This is a genomic window from Streptomyces typhae (assembly GCF_009755605.1).
In the GTDB taxonomy this organism is placed as follows: domain Bacteria; phylum Actinomycetota; class Actinomycetes; order Streptomycetales; family Streptomycetaceae; genus Streptomyces; species Streptomyces typhae.
Window position 1 is genome coordinate 76,248 of the sequence record NZ_WPNZ01000010.1, and the last position, 15,517, is coordinate 91,764.

Below are 15,517 nucleotides of genomic sequence, written 5' to 3' on the forward strand. Positions count from 1 at the left end.
CGTGCCGCCGACGTGCGGGTGACGGGCAGGGTCGACTTGTTGACAGCGGGGCGCGCCGAAGGCACGTACAACGAGCCCGGGGTCCGATGGGTAACTCCCTGTCAACGAACGGGAGGCACGGGCCACGAGCAACGGGCCACCGGCAAGGCACCATGGCTGAGTGGGGCATGCGGAGGGGGGCGGGCCGGGGCCCGTGGGGGTCCGGTATCTGCTGCTCGTGGTGCTGGGTACGGTCGGGGCGCTCGCCCTCGCCCGGCACTTCGAGCTGGGCACGGCGGCGACGGCCGCGACGCTGCTGCCCGCGTTCGCCCCGCTGTATCTGGCCTGGGCGGCCTTCCGGCAGCAGGCGGTCGGGGCGGGCCCCGTGGACCTGGCGCTCGCCGCCGACCAGTTGGCGCACGCGGTGCGCAGGCAGTGGGCCGCCGAGGCCCGGATCCGGCGGGTGAACGACCCCTACCCCCTGCCGGTCTCCTGGTGCGCCGCCGACGCTGAACTCGTGGAGCCCTGGAGCCTGTTGACGTATCTGACCCGCGCCTGGCCCGGCGGGCCGCCGGGGGACCCCGCCGCGTGGCCCGCGGACATGGCGGGCCTCGCCGGGTCCGGCGCGCAGATCGGCGAGGTGTTCTCCGACCGGGTGCCCACCAGGCGCCTCGTCGTGCTCGGGGAGCCGGGCGCGGGCAAGACGGTGCTCCTGATCCGGCTCCTGGAGGACCTGTGCGAACGGCGCACGGCGGGCGGTCTCGTACCCGTGCTGTTCTCGCTGGCGTCCTGGGACCCGGCCCACGAGGAGCTGACGGACTGGCTGGCCGAGCAGTTGCGGCGCAGCCATCCGGCGCTGCGCGCCCCTGCGCCGGGCACCGAGGGCGGGCTCGCGCGGGCGCTGCTCGACGAGCGGCGGATCCTGCCGCTGCTCGACGGCTTCGACGAACTGCCGCCCGCTCTGCACCCGCAGGCCCTGGCCGCGGTCAACGGGTCGCTGTCCGCGAAGCAGCCCGTCGTGCTCGCCTGCCGCACGGAGGGCTTCAGGGCCGCCCTCGCCCGCAGCGCGGGTGCCGTGCGGCTCAACGGCGCCGCTGGCATCCGGCTGCTCCCGCTCACCGCCGCGCAGGCGGCCGCTTATCTGCGCCGTGACGCGGGCGGGCCGCACGCGCCCGCCGCCGCACGCTGGCGGCGCGTGGTGTCCCACCTGGGCACGGACACGCCCGTGGGGCAGGCCCTGAGCACCCCGCTCGGCCTGTTCCTGGCCCGCACCATCCACAACCCGCGCGCCTTCCCCCACCACCCGGGGCCCGACGACGCCTCCGCCCCCGACCCGGCCTCCGCCTCCGCCTCTACCTCTACCTCTACCTCCACATCCGCATCCACATCCGCATCCGCATCCGCATCCGCATCCGAGGACCCTGTGCCCTCCCCCGGCGCCCGCGGCGGGTCCGTCCCGCACCCCGACATCCTGTGCGACCCCGTCGCCTTCCCCACGCGGGCGGCCCTCGACACGCATCTGTTCAACGCCTTCATCCCGGCCGCGTACGCCCCGCACGGCCCCCGCCCGCCGCGGTGGACCGCGGAGCGGGCGCGGTACGTGCTCGTGTTCCTCGCCCGGCACCTGGCCGAGCACCACGGCGGCGGCCCCGACCTCGCCTGGTGGGAGCTGCACCGGGTGATGCGCGTCAGGACCCTGCGGCTGTCCTCGGGCCTGGTCTCCGCGCTCGCGTTCGGCCTCGGCGGAGGGCTCGCGGTGGGGCTGGTCCTCGGCACCGGTCCCGGGCTCGCGGCGGGCGGCTCGGGCGGCCTCGTGTACGGGTGCACGGTGTCGCTGCTCCAGCGCCCCAGCACGCCGGGGACCCGGCCACGGCTGCGCTGGTCGTCCGGGCGGCTGTGGTCCGGGCTCTCGGTGGGCCTCGCCTTCGGGCTCGCGGGCGGGCTCGCCGGGGGTCTCGCGGCCGGGGTCACGGGCGGGGTGGTCTGCGGGCTGGCCGTCGGGTTCGCGGGGGCGCTGGTGGGCGGGCTCAGCGTGGAGAAGCCCGACCTCACCACCGCGATCGGTCCCGGCACCCTGCTCGCCCTCGACCGCCGTACGTTCCTCGTCATCGGGATCGCGGCCGCCCTGGTGGTCGGGCTCGTGTACGCGCTCGGGGTGCTGTTCGCCGGAGGGCTGCTCGGGGGGCTCGTCGTGGGCATCGGGGGCGGGCTCGCGGCCGGGCTGGCCACCGGGCCGCTGCCGACCGCCTGGGCGGACTTCCTGCTGGCCAAGGCCTATCTCGTGGTGCGGCACCGGTTGCCGTGGAACCTCATGGCGTTCCTTCGGGACGCGCATGCGCAGCGGGGGGTGCTGCGGCAGGTGGGGGCGGTGTACCAGTTCCGCCACATCGACCTGCAACGTTATCTGGCCGCCGGGCCGCCGGGGGACGTTCGCGGGGCGCCCCGCTGTATCCCTCAGCGCCCCTTCCCCTAGCCGGGGGCTCCCCCCCCGGACCGGCGGACCGCCGAGCCCCGGGCCCCCGGACCGCCGAACCCCCGAAAGGCATCGGCGCTCCGCGCCTCGTCCTCAAACGCCGGACGGGCTGAGAATCGCGCTCCGCGCTCGTCCTCAAACGCCGGACAGGCTGAGACTTCGCCGCACGCGCAGAGAGTTCACCGCGCGCGCTGAGACTGCGCCGCGCGCACTGAGACTTCGCCGCGCGCACTGAGACTTCGCCGCACGCGCTGAGAGTTCACCGCACGCGCTGAGACTTCGCCGCGCGCACTGAGACTTCGCCGCACGCGCTGAGAGTTCACCGCACGCGCTGAGACTTCGCCGCGCGCACTGAGACTTCGCCGCACGCGCTGAGACTTCGCCGCGCGCGCTGAGAGTTCACCGCGCGCGCTGAGACTTCGCCGCGCGCGCCAAGACTTCGCCGAGCTTCGAAGCTCCGCCGCGCGCTTCGAAGCTCCGCCGCACCGGCCCTCAGCCCACCACCCGCCCGTTCACCACCACGGCCTCCGGCGCCCCCAGCACCCGCACATCCCCCCGCGGATCCTCCCCGTACACGACGAGGTCCGCCGGAGCCCCCTCCACCAGCCCGGGTCGGCCGAGCCAGGCCCGGGCGGACCACACGGCGGCGGACAGGGCCTCGACGGCGGGGATGCCGGCCTTGGTGAGTTCGGTGACCTCGTCGGCGATGAGGCCGTGGGCGAGGGAGCCGCCGGCGTCGGTGCCCGCGTACACGGGGACGCCGGCGTCGTAGGCGGCGCGCACGGTGTCGTAGCGGCGCGCGTGCAGACGGCGCATATGGGCGGACCACCGGGGGAACTTCTTCTCGCCGCCGTCGGCGAGCTGCGGGAAGGTCGCGATGTTGACGAGGGTCGGGACGATGGCGACGCCGCGTTCGGCGAACAGCGGGACGGTGTCCTCGGTGAGGCCGGTGGCGTGCTCGACGCAGTCGATGCCCGCCTCGACGAGGTCGCGCAGGGAGTCCTCGGCGAAGCAGTGGGCGGTGACCCGGGCCCCGAGCCGATGGGCCTCGGCGATGGCCGCCTCGACGGCGCCGCGCGGCCAGCACGCGGTGAGGTCGCCCGCGTCGCGGTCGATCCAGTCGCCGACGAGCTTGACCCAGCCGTCGCCGCGCCGCGCCTCCCTGGCGACGTACGCGACGAGGTCGTCCGGCTCGATCTCGTGGGCGTAGTTGCGGATGTAGCGGCGGGTGCGGGCGATGTGCCGCCCGGCACGGATGATCTTCGGGAGGTCCTCGCGGTCGTCGATCCAGCGGGTGTCGGACGGCGAGCCCGCGTCGCGCAGGAGCAGCGCGCCCGCGTCCCGTTCGGTGAGCGCCTGCTTCTCGGCCTCCTCGGGCGGCACCGGGCCGTGCGCGTCGAGGCCCACGTGGCAGTGGGCGTCGACAAGGCCCGGCAGCGCCCAGCCCCGGACCGTGAGGGTGTCCGGGCCCGTCCCCGCGGGCCGCCGGTAGGTCACCCGCCCGCCGATTACCCACAGTTCGTCCCGTACGTCCTCGGGCCCTACGAGCACCCGCCCCTTCACGTGCAGCACCGCGCGATCGCTCATGGGCGCCAGCTTAGACAGCACCGTGGCGGGTGAGAGGGCTGACTCCGGGGATCGCCGGGGGTCGGTACGCTCGACCGCGAAAGCCACCGTGGCACCGTCACCGTTACCGAAGCGAGCAGCAGCGTGACCCATCCCTTCCTTGACCTGGCGCCGCTCGGCGCCGCGCACTTCGCCGCCATCGAGGACCGGGTGGCCCGGCTCCTGGACACCGAGCAGGACGTCGTGATCATGCAGGGCGAGGCGCTGCTGCCCCTGGAGGGGTGCATCCGCGGCGCCGCGCGGCCCGGCACCACCGCCCTGAACGTGATCACGGGCCCGTACGGGCAGACCTTCGGCAACTGGCTGCGGGACTGCGGTGCCACGGTCGTCGACCTCGCGGTGCCGTTCCACACCGCGGTGACCGCCGCTCAGGTGGAGGAGGCCCTCGCCGGGAACCCGGAGATCGACTTCGTGTCGCTCGTGCACGCGGAGGCGGCCACCGGCAACACCAACCCGGTCGCGGAGATCGGTGCGGTCGTGCGGGCGCACGGCGCCCTGTTCATGCTCGACGCGGTGGCGTCGGTGGCCGCCGAGCCGCTGCTCCCTGACGCGTGGGGCGTGGACCTGTGCGTGATCGGCGCGCAGAAGGCGATGGGCGGTCCCGCGGGCGTCTCCGCGGTGTCGGTGAGCGAGCGTGCCTGGCAGCGGCTCGCCGCCAATCCGCAGGCTCCGCGCCGCTCCTATCTCTCGCTCCTGGACTGGAAGGAGCGGTGGATCGACGGCGGCCGCAAGGCGCTCCTGCACGCGCCCGCGCAGCTGGAGATGCTGGCTCTCGAAGCGTGCGTGGAGCGCGTCGAGGCGGAGGGCCTCGACGCGCTCATGGGGCGGCACGCCACGGCCGCGGCGGCTACGCGCGCGGGCGCGGTGGCGCTCGGCGGCGGCCTCGAACCGTATGTGTACGAGGCCTCCGACGCCGCGCCCGTCGCCACCACGCTGCGCACCCCGGCGGGGGTCGACGCCGCGGACCTGGTCGCGCGGGCCCTGGCCGCCGACCCGGTCCTGCCGCTCGTCGCGGGCGGCGGCGCGCTGGCCAAGGAGATGGTCCGCGTCAACCACTACGGCCCGGACGCCACGCGCGGCGTGGTGCACGGCTGTCTGGCGGCCCTCGGAGCCGCGATGGGCGAGATGGGGCGCCAAGTCGACCTGGAGGCGGCCCGGCGCGCCGTCACGGCGGCCTGGGCGTAGGCCCGGGCGCGCAGGGGCGCAAGGGCACCGGAGGCCTGCGTGCCGCCGCCTCGTGCGGCGGTGGTGCGCGGCCACGCGAAACCCCCACAGCAATTCGCGCACAAATTCACGCGCACGCTTTAAATGAATTTCTTATCGCGAACAGCTTCCCGTATTCTTCTGCCCGCTTTCCGAGGGGCTAAACACTAAGGTTTTGTAAGCACCATAAGCCGCAATCCGGGCACACTTCACTGGTGTTATCACTCTGTGACGCACTCCACAGCACGCCCGTAATGTCGGATATAAACGGGGCAAATCACCATCAAACACCGGCTGCTCATGCGGGCGTACGCGCATGCGTGATAACAGACGAGAAGGCTGGACGTAACCCCTCCCCCCGATGCAATCCCAGAAATTGCTCGGTAAATTCAATTCGCATGACCGCTGCACAAGCCGATCTACCGACCGACCTGCAAGCGAAATTCCTTGGAATGCCCGAGGGGCTACGGCTCGACACCCCGGGCGTCACCGACGGCGCCGCGATCTGGCGGATCGCCCGCGACTCGAAGGTCCTCGACCTCAACTCGTCGTACAGCTACCTGCTGTGGTGTCGCGACTTCGCGGCGACATCCGTGGTCGCCAGGGACGCCGACGGCGCCCCCGCCGGCTTCATGACCGGCTACATCCGTCCCGACAAGCCGCGCACCCTGGTGGTCTGGCAGACGGCCGTCGACCACGCTCACCGTGGCCGGGGCCTCGCCGGTGCGATGCTCGACGGGCTTGCCGCGAAGGTGGCCGCCGACCGCGGCCTCGACGCCGTGGAGACGACCATCACTCCGGGCAACACCGCCTCCGAGCGGCTGTTCCTGTCGTTCGCCGAGCGGCACGGGGCAGAGGTCGAGCGGACCGTCCTGTTCGACGCGGCCCTGTTTCCCGGCGACGACGGCGGGCACGAGCCCGAAGTCCTCTACGACATCGCCCCGCTGCCCTTCTGACCTCGCCCGATGGGGCACCTGACCTCGCCCGACGGGGCACCGACGTCCCGGCCGGCTGCCGCGGCCCGGACCCGGCGCCCCGCCGGCCGGCGCGGCACGACTCCCGTCCCCTCACCCCCCTCACGACATTCCATCTCCCAGGAGATTCGCTGTGACCATCACCCAGCCCGACCTGAGCGTCTTCGAGACCCTGGAGTCGGAGGTGCGCAGCTACTGCCGCGGTTGGCCCACTGTCTTCGACCGCGCGCAGGGCAGCCGCATGTTCGACGAGGACGGTCACGAGTACCTCGACTTCTTCGCGGGGGCCGGCTCGCTCAACTACGGCCACAACAACCCGGTCCTCAAACGCGCTCTGCTCGACTACATCGAGCGGGACGGCGTTACCCACGGCCTCGACATGTCGACGACCGCCAAGCGCGCCTTCCTCGAGTCCTTCCAGAACCTGATCCTGCGCCCGCGCGACCTGCCGTACAAGGTCATGTTCCCGGGCCCGACGGGCACCAACGCGGTGGAGTCCGCGCTGAAGCTGGCCCGCAAGGTCAAGGGCCGCGAGTCGATCGTGTCGTTCACCAACGCCTTCCACGGCATGTCGCTCGGCTCCCTCGCGGTGACCGGCAACGCCTTCAAGCGCGCCGGCGCCGGCATTCCGCTGGTGCACGGCACGCCGATGCCGTTCGACAACTACCTGGACGGGCGCACCCCCGACTTCATCTGGTTCGAGCGCCTCCTGGAGGACTCCGGGTCGGGTCTGAACCAGCCCGCCGCCGTGATCGTGGAGACGGTCCAGGGCGAGGGCGGCATCAATGTCGCGCGCGCCGAGTGGCTGCGGCAGCTCGCCGACGTCTGCAAGCGCTGGGACATGCTGCTGATCGTCGACGACATCCAGATGGGCTGCGGCCGCACCGGCCCCTTCTTCTCCTTCGAGGAGGCGGGCATCGTGCCGGACATCGTCACCGTCTCCAAGTCCATCAGCGGCTACGGCATGCCCATGGCCCTCACGCTCTTCAAGCCCGAGCTGGACGTGTGGGAGCCCGGCGAGCACAACGGCACGTTCCGCGGCAACAACCCGGCGTTCGTGACGGCCGCCGCGACCCTGGAGACGTACTGGGCCGACGGCTCGGCCATGGAGAAGCAGACCCGGGCCCGCGGCGAGCAGGTCGAGCAGGCCCTCGTCGCCCTGCGTGACGAGCACCCCGAGGCCACCGTCGAGTACCGCGGCCGCGGCCTGGTGTGGGGCATCGAGTTCCGCGACAAGGAGCGCGCGGGCGCCGTCGCCAGGCGGGCCTTCGAACTCGGCCTGCTCATCGAGACCTCCGGTCCCGAGAGCGAGGTCGTCAAGCTGCTCCCGGCCCTGACCATCACGGCCGACGAGCTCGACGAGGGCCTGCGCACGCTCGCCCGCGCGGTCCGCGAGACCGCCTGAGCGCGCCCCGCCCGGCGCGCGGGGCCCTCGTACCGTAGAAACCCAGCACAGAACAGGAAGCACCCACTGTGATCGTCCGTTCGTTCAAGGACATAGAAGGCACCGACCGGCACGTGAAGTCCGCGTCGGGCACCTGGGAGAGCAAGCGCATCGTGCTCGCCAAGGAGCGCGTCGGCTTCTCGCTGCACGAGACCATCCTGTACGCGGGTACGGAGACCTCGATGTGGTACGCGAACCACATCGAGGCCGTGGTGTGCACCAAGGGCGAGGCGGAGCTCACCGACCACACCAACGGTGAGACCCACATCATCACCCCCGGCACCATGTACCTGCTGAACGGGCACGAGAAGCACACCCTGCGGGTGAAGGAGGACTTCCACTGCCTGTGCGTCTTCAACCCGCCGGTGACCGGCCGTGAGGACCACGACGAGAACGGCGTCTACCCGCTGCTCACCGAGCCGGACGCCGAGTAACCCCCGCCCCGCGCAGACATCCCGCACCAGGGCCGTACGAGAGGAGAGGCAGGCACCACCATGACCACCGCAGCCGAACGCACCGCCGACCTGTACCCGACGCGAGGCACCGAGGAGGTGCTCATCGAGCGCAAGGACCCCGTGGTGTGGTCCGAGCCGGGTGCCCCGGGTCCGGCGTCGGCCGACGATCTTGCGGGGTTCGAACGCGACGGATTCCTGGCGATCGACCAGCTCATCACGCCCGACGAGGTGACCGCGTACCACGCGGAGCTGGAGCGTCTGATCAACGACCCGACGATGCGGGCGGACGAGCGCTCCATCGTCGAGCCGCGCTCCCAGGAGATCCGGTCGATCTTCGAAGTGCACAAGATCAGTGAGGTCTTCGGACGCCTCGCCGCCGACCCGCGCGTCGTCGGCCGCGCCCGGCAGATCCTGGGCTCGGACGTGTACGTCCACCAGTCCCGGATCAATGTGAAGCCCGGCTTCGGGGCCTCCGGCTTCTACTGGCACTCGGACTTCGAGACCTGGCACGCGGAGGACGGCCTCGCGAACATGCGGACCGTCTCGGTGTCGATCGCCCTCACGAAGAACCACGACACCAACGGCGGGCTCATGATCATGCCCGGCTCGCACAAGACGTTCCTCGGCTGCTCCGGCGAGACGCCGAAGGACAACTACAAGAAGTCGCTGCAGATGCAGGACGCGGGGACGCCGTCGGACGCGGCGCTCACGAAGCTGGCGTCCGCGCACGGCATCCGTCTTTTCACGGGCGAGGCCGGTTCGGCGACGTGGTTCGACTGCAACGCCATGCACGGCTCCGGGGACAACATCACGCCCTACCCGCGCTCGAACGTCTTCCTCGTGTTCAACAGCGTGGAGAACACCGCGGTCGAGCCGTTCGCGGCGCCGGTCCGGCGCCCCGAGTTCATCGGGGCGCGGGACTTCACTCCGGTGCGGTGACACGTCGCTGACGGGCGCGGGCCCGGGACCCTGTCGGGGGCCCGGGCCCGCGCCCGTGTACGTCCGCGTCCTGGAGGTCAGAGCGCGGGGTAGTCCGTGTAGCCCTTGGCGTCGCCGCCGTAGTAGGTGGACTGGTCCGGGGTGTTGTACGGGCCGCGGGTGCGCAGCCGGGCCGGCAGGTCCGGGTTGGCGAGGAACAGGGCGCCGAAGGAGAGGATGTCGGCGGTGCCGTCCTCGATCAGGGCGAGGGCGTCGTGGCCGGTGGGGCCCTCGGTCTCCGGATTGAGGACGAAGGGGCCCGAGAAGTTCTTGCGCAGGGTGGTGACCAGGTCGCGGATCGGGCCCACCTCCATGACGTGCAGATAGGCGAGGCCGAGCGTGTCGAGCTCCCGCACCAGGGCCGGGTAGGTCCCCTCGGGGTCGGGCTCGTCGATGTCGTTGAAGGGGTTGCCGGGCGAGAGCCGGATGCCGGTGCGCGCGGCCCCGATCTCGGCGACGACGGCCTTGGCGACCTCCACCGCGAACCGGATGCGGTTCTCCGGCGAGCCGCCCCACTCGTCGGTGCGCCGGTTGGAGTTCGGCGCGAGGAACTGGTGGATGAGGTAGCCGTTGGCGCCGTGCAGCTCCACTCCGTCGAAGCCCGCGTCCACGGCGTTGCGGGCGGCGGTGACGAACTCGCCGATGGTGGCGCGCACCTCGTCGCCGGTCAGCTCGCGGGGCGTGACGAAGTCCTTGGGTCCCTCGTGCGTGTACACCTGGCCCCGCGCGGCGACCGGGGACGGGCCGACGTTCGCGAGGCCGTCGGGCAGCAGCACGGGGTGGCCGATGCGGCCGGTGTGCATGAGCTGCGCGAAGATCCTGCCGCCCGCGGCGTGCACGGCGTCGGTGACCTCGCGCCAGCCCGCGATCTGCTCGGCGCTGTGCAGGCCGGGGGTGTCCGGGTAGCCCTGGCCCACCGGCGAGGGCTGCACGCCCTCGGTGATCACGAGGCCGGCGCTCGCGCGCTGGGCGTAGTACTCGGCGGTGAGGCCGGTGGGCACACCGCCCGCGCCCGCCCGGCTGCGGGTCATCGGCGCCAGCGCGACGCGGTTGGACAGGGCGAGGCCGGAGAGGTCGATCGGGTCGAACGCGGTGGTCATCACGGCTCCAGGACGTATGAGGACGGGCCGGCCGACAGAGCGGGCCGGCCGGCAGAGAGCGGACCGGCCAACCGTTGGTCGGCCAAGTAATTCAACCGGAAGTCACTGTAGCGCATTCCTTGGCCGACCAAGTTAATCTCGAGGGAGAAGCAGGACGACACTGGTGGCGAGGCGGCGGCGGACAGGACCGCGCCACCCGGACGGGCAGGAGTTCCGATGAAGGCCGTGACGAAGGCGGCGGGGGCCGCGCAGGACGACCCCGCCTGTAGCGAGCGGCTGCCCCTGGCCGCACGGAACGGCCCCGTCTCGATGCTGGTGAGCCGGGTGGCCAGGCTGCACCGGATCGCGGCGGGCAAGCTCCTGAAGGGCCTCGGCCTCTACCCCGGCCAGGAGTTCCTGATGATGCACCTGTGGGACGCGGGCCCGGTGCGCCAGTCGGAGCTGATCAAGGCGGTCGACCTCGACCCGTCCACGGTCACCAAGATGCTCCAGCGCCTGGAGCAGGCTGGGCATGTGCGCCGCCGCCCCGACCCCGAGGACCGGCGCGCGGTGCTCGTGGAGTCCACGGAGGCCAGCTGCGGCCTGCTCACCGAGGTCCAGCGCTCCTGGGGCGAGTTGGAGGAACAGACCCTCGCGGGCCTCACCCCGGACGAGCGCATCCAGCTGGCCCACCTCCTGACGCGTGTCGAGGCCAACCTCTGCACGGAGACGGCGGACTGCCCGGAGGTGGCACGCCGGGAGGCGCTGGGCTAGCCCGGGGGCGTCAGCCCGTGCCCCTCCCGGGGCGTCAGCCCCTCCCCCCTTGGCGCAGAGCCCCGAGGAGCGCGTCCACGTCCGCCTCGGTGTTGTACAGGTGGAAGGCGGCCCGCAGATTGCCCGCCCGGTCCGACACCTCGATGCCCGCCGCGCTCAGCTCCGGCTGCCGGGCGCCGAGGCCCGGCACCGACACGATGGGCGACCCCGGCGCGGGCACCGGTTCCTGGCCCAGCTCGGCGAGTCCGGCGCGGAAGCGGTCCGCGAGCGCCAGGTCGTGGGCGCGGATCGCGGCCACGCCCAGTTCCTCGATCACGGCGAGGGACTGCCGTGCGCCCGCGTACGCGAACAGGCTCGGGCTCTCGTCGAACCGGCGCGCGGAGCGGGCGAGTTCGGTGACCGGGCCGTAGCAGCTGTCCCAGGGGCGCTCCCCCGCGACCCAGCCCGCGAACAGCGGCGGCACCCCACCGAAGCCCGCCGCCTCCTCGGGCACGACGAAGAACGCGACCCCCCGCGGGCAGGTGAGCCACTTGAAGGCGACCGACGCCAGGTAGTCCACGTCCGCCATGTGGGCGGCGAGGTCCAGCCAGCCGGTGCCCTGCGAGGCGTCCAGGTACAGCCGGGCGCCGTGCGCGCGGACCGCGGCGCGCAGCGCGGGCAGGTCGGCGACCCGGCCGTCGGCCGACTGCACCGCGCTGACCGCGACCAACTCCGTCCCCGGCCGCACGGACTCGGCGATCCGCTCCAGCGGCACGGTGCGCACCTTCAGGTCGCCGCGTACGTGGAAGGGGTTCACCGTCGAGCTGAAGTCGTCCTCCGCGGTGAGGACTTCGGCGCCCACGGGCAGGGAGGCGGCGACCAGGCCCGAGTACACGGCGACCGAAGCGCCCGCCGCGACCCGCTCCGGGGCCACGCCCAGGAGGCGGGCGAAGGAGGCGCGGGCCGCCTCCACGTCGGCGAACATGTCCTCGGGGCGGCCCTCCGCCACGGAGAGGGCTCCGCGGTGCATCGCGCTCACCGCGCGGGCGGGCAGCAGTCCGGTGCTCGCGCTGTTCAGATAGGTGGTGCGGGGGGCGAATTCGGAGGACACGAGAGCGGTGGCGCCGATATGGCCGGTGGCGCCGGTGGCTGCGGTGACGCTCTCGGAGGTCGGTACGGACGTGGCATGGCCCTGGCCGGTGGTCTCCATGGGCTCATGCTGCCCCGTGGACCGGGCGCGGTCCATTGCGGATGACTGCGGCGTACTGCTCAGCAACGCTTACGCATACGCTCCGACCAGGGTTTTCGCCCCTGCCGTCGGCGTCAGGCGCGCGGGACTTCGCAGCCGTCCGGGCCGCAGGCCTCGCCGTCGGCGCTCCCGGAGGCACTCTCACCGATGACCGTCAGCGGCGGCCGGGCTCCCCACGCCTGCTCCAGGGCCTGGGTGAAGACCTCGGCGGGCTGGGCGCCGGAGACGCCGTACTTGCGGTCGAGGACGAAGAACGGGACGCCGTTCGCCCCCAGCTCCGCGGCCTCGCGCTCGTCGGCGCGGACGGCGTCGGCGTACGCGGTGGGGTCGTCGAGGACCGCGCGGGCCGCCGCCGGGTCGAGGCCCGCCTCGGCGGCGAGGGCCACCAGGCGTTCGGCGTCGTCGAAGACCGAGCGCTCCTCGGCGAAGTTCGCGCGGTAGAGCAGGCCGATCAGCTCGTCCTGCGCCTTCCCGCCGCCCCGCTCGGCCGCGAAGTGCAGGAGGCGGTGCATGTCGAAGGTGTTGCCGTGGTCGCGGCCCTCGGTGCGGTACGTGAGGCCCTCGGCCGCCGCGTTGTCGCCGAGGCGGCGCTCGGCGTCCCGCGCCTGGTCCTCGGTCATCCCGTACTTCTGCGCCAGCATCGGGATCACCGCGGCCGTGTCACCCCTGGGGCGGTCGGGGTCCAGCTCGAAGGAGCGGTGGACCACCTCCACGGCGTCGCGGTGCGGGAAGGCCGCGAGGGCCTTCTCGAAGCGGGCCTTGCCCACATAGCACCAGGGGCAGGCGATGTCGCTCCAGATCTCGACGCGCATCTGCATATTCCTTGGGTCGAACGAAACGGAGAGGTCCTCCGCGCCTTCGTCCAACCCGTGCGGGTGCTTTTCCATTCCCCTGGCGCTCCGCGCCGGGGGTCCTCTCCCACCCGCCCGCCCGTTTCCAGCCCGCCCCGGGCTTCCGGCCCCTCGTGCCGCCTGGGACCGGACGGCGTCAGCAGGTGTTGCCGCCCCCTGCGGGGCCGGGGCGCGAAGACGCCGTCACGAACCGTCGCGCAGGCCCTTCGGCCAGTTCGGGCGGAACTCGATGCCGTCGAACGTCACCACGCACCCCTCCCCCTGCGGGGACTGCGCGAGGAAGCCGACGAGCGCCGACGCCGCCGCCTGTTCCTCGCCTAGCTGGAAGATCCGCACGAACGTCCAGTGCTCGCCGTCCGTCGACGCGTGGAAGGCGAACGCCGTACCGGTGCGGCTGATCCGCAGCCAGACGTGCGAGCCGTCCACGACGAAGGCGTTGGCGTCGTCGGAACGGCCGCGGGTGACGACCGTGCAGATGGTGGGCCGGTCGGGGGAGCGCTCGAAGCACAGCTTGGCCCACTCGCGCTCGCCCACGTGCAGATAGAGCACGCCCGCGTCGAAGGCGGCGGCGAAGCCGACCGTGACGCGCGCGATGAGCTGGAAGTCCCCTTCCGGCGCGCCGAGCAGCCGGGGCGCGTCGGATGCCGGGTCGAGTGCCTCGCCGGTGGGCGGCACGAAGCGGTCCTGACGGGGTCCCGCCCAGCCGGTGAGGACACCCTCGGCTTCGTCGTACGACCAGTTCCCCTCGGGGCCGTACGGCCGCAGGGTGAAGGGGAGTTCGGGCAGGGTCAGGCTGCCGGTCTGCTTGGCGTTCATGCCGTCAGTGTTCCAGGCGGCCGTCGTACCGGCGCGGCAGTCCCAGGGGATTGGCGTCATGCAGCTCCGGCGGGAGCAGCGCCTCGGGCGTGTTCTGGTAGACGACCGGGCGCAGCCAGCGTTCGATCGCGGTGCCGCCGACGGACGTGGAGGTGCTGGTCGTCGCCGGGTAGGGGCCGCCGTGCTGCTGGGCGGGGGCCACGGCGACGCCGGTGGGCCAGCCGTCGACCAGGACCCGCCCCGCCAGGGGGGTCAGCTCGGCGAGCAGCCGCGCGCCCCGGCCGCTGCCGCCTCCGGTGGCGCCGCCGGTGGCGGCCGTCCCGTCGGTGCCCGCCGCCTCGGCGGCCGACAGGTGCACGGTCGCGGTGAGGTTCCCGGGCAGGCGGGCGAGCACGGCCGTGATCTCGGCGTCGTCCGTGTACCGGGCGACGACGGTGACGGGACCGAAGCACTCCTGAAGGAGCAGGTCGTGGGCGCCTTCGGCGGCGATCCTGGCGGCGGGGACGGTCAGGAATCCCGGGGTCACCGTGTGGGCGCCGCCCGCGCCCGGCGCCACCGGGGCGGCCACGTCGGGCAGCTGGGCGCGCTCGGCGACCCCGGTGACGAAGTGGTCCCGCATGCGGTGGTCGAGGAGCACCCCCTGCCCGGTGGCGCCGACGGCTTCCGCGAGGGACTTCAGGAGGCGGTCGCCGCCCGCCCCCGCGGGCGCGAGGACCAGGCCGGGCTTCACGCAGAACTGGCCGACGCCGAGCGTCATCGAGCCCGCGAGCCCGCGGCCGATGTCCTCGCCGCGCTCGGTGGCGGCGGCCTCGGTGACGACCACCGGGTTCAGGGAGCCGAGTTCGCCGTGGAAGGGGATCGGTACGGGGCGTGCGGCCGCCGCGTCGAAGAGGGTGCGGCCGCCCCGTACCGAACCGGTGAAGCCCGCCGCCGCGACCAGCGGGTGGCGGACCAGCTCGACGCCCGCGTCGAATCCGTGCACCAGGCCGATCGCGTCCGCCGCGATCCCGTGCCGTTCGGCCGCCGCGCGCAGCACGGCGGCGACGCGCTCGGACGTCGCGGGGTGGTCGGGGTGCGCCTTGACGACGACCGGGCAGCCCGCGGCCAGGGCGCTCGCGGTGTCGCCGCCGGGCACGGAGAAGGCGAAGGGGAAGTTGGAGGCGGCGTAGACGGCGACGACACCGAGGGGGATCTTGTGGCGGCGCAGGTCGGGGACGGGCGGGGTGGCCGTGTCGTCGGGGTGGTCGATGACGACGCCGAGGAAGGCGCCCTCGTCCACGGTGTCGGCGAAGGCACGGAACTGGTAGCAGGTGCGGGCGAGTTCGCCGGTGAGCCGCGCGGCGCCGAGGGCGGTCTCCGCGTCCGCCACGGCGACGAGGTCGTCCCTCGCGGCGTCGAGGAGCTCGGCGGCGGCGCGCAGGAACGCCGCGCGGACGGTGCGGTCGGCGAGGGCGGCACGCGCGGAGTGCGCGGCCCGGACGGCCCGGTCCACGTCGTGGACGGTGGCCTCGGCACCGACCTGCTCGCGCTGCTTCCCGGTTCGGGGGTCGACACTCCAGACTGGTGCTGCTGCCACCTTGGGTCCCTCCACTGGTCCGACTGGCCCGTGTGCTGCGGCCGGTCCGCGTGCTCCGGCC

Annotated in this window: 13 protein-coding genes; 7 read left to right on the forward strand and 6 right to left on the reverse strand. The window is 73.1% G+C overall.

The window, feature by feature from the left end; all coding sequences use genetic code 11:
- The first annotated feature begins 160 nt into the window (after positions 1–160).
- Positions 161–2,452: an NACHT domain-containing protein gene (locus GPA10_RS19380; protein WP_157166608.1), complete on the forward strand. Its 2,292-nt coding sequence runs from the start codon at positions 161–163 to the stop codon at positions 2,450–2,452.
- 492 nt (positions 2,453–2,944) lie between these two features.
- On the opposite strand, the gene GPA10_RS19385 is transcribed toward GPA10_RS19380, so the two are convergent.
- Positions 2,945–4,039, reverse strand: a complete 1,095-nt coding sequence (locus GPA10_RS19385) for an amidohydrolase family protein (protein ID WP_157166609.1) — start codon at positions 4,037–4,039, stop codon at positions 2,945–2,947.
- Between the two features lie 123 nt (positions 4,040–4,162).
- Between GPA10_RS19385 and GPA10_RS19390 the strand changes: the two genes are divergently transcribed.
- From GPA10_RS19390 to thpD, 5 genes are all read left to right on the forward strand, one after another.
- Entirely contained in the window at positions 4,163–5,263 is a 1,101-nt protein-coding gene (locus GPA10_RS19390; RefSeq protein WP_343041107.1) for a pyridoxal-phosphate-dependent aminotransferase family protein, read from the forward strand.
- A gap of 416 nt (positions 5,264–5,679) precedes the next feature.
- Complete coding sequence (gene ectA, locus GPA10_RS19395) at positions 5,680–6,237, forward strand: diaminobutyrate acetyltransferase (RefSeq protein WP_079086935.1); 558 nt, start codon at positions 5,680–5,682, stop codon at positions 6,235–6,237.
- A gap of 151 nt (positions 6,238–6,388) precedes the next feature.
- Positions 6,389–7,660: a diaminobutyrate--2-oxoglutarate transaminase gene (gene ectB, locus GPA10_RS19400; RefSeq protein WP_058851537.1), complete on the forward strand. Its 1,272-nt coding sequence runs from the start codon at positions 6,389–6,391 to the stop codon at positions 7,658–7,660.
- A 68-nt stretch (positions 7,661–7,728) separates the two neighbouring features.
- Positions 7,729–8,133: an ectoine synthase gene (locus tag GPA10_RS19405; protein ID WP_058851538.1), complete on the forward strand. Its 405-nt coding sequence runs from the start codon at positions 7,729–7,731 to the stop codon at positions 8,131–8,133.
- 60 nt (positions 8,134–8,193) lie between these two features.
- On the forward strand, positions 8,194–9,093 hold the full coding sequence (gene thpD, locus GPA10_RS19410) for an ectoine hydroxylase (RefSeq protein ID WP_058851539.1): 900 nt from the start codon (positions 8,194–8,196) through the stop codon (positions 9,091–9,093).
- Between the two features lie 77 nt (positions 9,094–9,170).
- On the opposite strand, the gene GPA10_RS19415 is transcribed toward thpD, so the two are convergent.
- Complete coding sequence (locus GPA10_RS19415) at positions 9,171–10,232, reverse strand: alkene reductase (RefSeq protein WP_157166610.1); 1,062 nt, start codon at positions 10,230–10,232, stop codon at positions 9,171–9,173.
- A gap of 216 nt (positions 10,233–10,448) precedes the next feature.
- On the opposite strand from GPA10_RS19415, the gene GPA10_RS19420 reads away from it, so the two are divergent.
- A complete protein-coding gene (locus GPA10_RS19420) occupies positions 10,449–10,985 on the forward strand; it encodes a MarR family winged helix-turn-helix transcriptional regulator (RefSeq protein WP_058851541.1) in 537 nt (178 codons plus the stop codon).
- Positions 10,986–11,019: 34 nt separating this feature from the next.
- On the opposite strand, the gene GPA10_RS19425 is transcribed toward GPA10_RS19420, so the two are convergent.
- The 4 genes from GPA10_RS19425 to GPA10_RS19440 form a co-directional block, all read right to left on the reverse strand.
- Complete coding sequence (locus GPA10_RS19425; RefSeq protein ID WP_157166611.1) at positions 11,020–12,174, reverse strand: aminotransferase class V-fold PLP-dependent enzyme; 1,155 nt, start codon at positions 12,172–12,174, stop codon at positions 11,020–11,022.
- Between the two features lie 113 nt (positions 12,175–12,287).
- A complete protein-coding gene (locus tag GPA10_RS19430) occupies positions 12,288–13,025 on the reverse strand; it encodes a DsbA family oxidoreductase (protein WP_058851990.1) in 738 nt (245 codons plus the stop codon).
- Between the two features lie 222 nt (positions 13,026–13,247).
- Positions 13,248–13,880 (reverse strand): DUF1349 domain-containing protein, encoded by a 633-nt coding sequence (locus tag GPA10_RS19435; RefSeq protein ID WP_157166612.1) that lies wholly within the window; start codon positions 13,878–13,880, stop codon positions 13,248–13,250.
- A gap of 4 nt (positions 13,881–13,884) precedes the next feature.
- The gene (locus tag GPA10_RS19440) at positions 13,885–15,456 is read right to left on the reverse strand and encodes an aldehyde dehydrogenase (NADP(+)) (RefSeq protein ID WP_343041108.1); all 1,572 of its coding nucleotides are present in this window, start codon (positions 15,454–15,456) and stop codon (positions 13,885–13,887) included.
- Positions 15,457–15,517: the final 61 nt, after the last annotated feature.

What these genes read in the sequence shown, in the direction of transcription:
- GPA10_RS19385 (WP_157166609.1), bottom strand. Translation starts at nt 4,039, where the DNA reads ATGAGCGATCGCGCGGTGCTGCACGTGAAGGGGCGGGTGCTCGTAGGG.
- ectA (WP_079086935.1), top strand. Translation starts at nt 5,680, where the DNA reads ATGACCGCTGCACAAGCCGATCTACCGACCGACCTGCAAGCGAAATTC.
- thpD (WP_058851539.1), top strand. Translation starts at nt 8,194, where the DNA reads ATGACCACCGCAGCCGAACGCACCGCCGACCTGTACCCGACGCGAGGC.
- GPA10_RS19415 (WP_157166610.1), bottom strand. Translation starts at nt 10,232, where the DNA reads ATGACCACCGCGTTCGACCCGATCGACCTCTCCGGCCTCGCCCTGTCC.
- GPA10_RS19420 (WP_058851541.1), top strand. Translation starts at nt 10,449, where the DNA reads ATGAAGGCCGTGACGAAGGCGGCGGGGGCCGCGCAGGACGACCCCGCC.
- GPA10_RS19425 (WP_157166611.1), bottom strand. Translation starts at nt 12,174, where the DNA reads ATGGAGACCACCGGCCAGGGCCATGCCACGTCCGTACCGACCTCCGAG.
- GPA10_RS19430 (WP_058851990.1), bottom strand. Translation starts at nt 13,025, where the DNA reads ATGCGCGTCGAGATCTGGAGCGACATCGCCTGCCCCTGGTGCTATGTG.
- GPA10_RS19435 (WP_157166612.1), bottom strand. Translation starts at nt 13,880, where the DNA reads ATGAACGCCAAGCAGACCGGCAGCCTGACCCTGCCCGAACTCCCCTTC.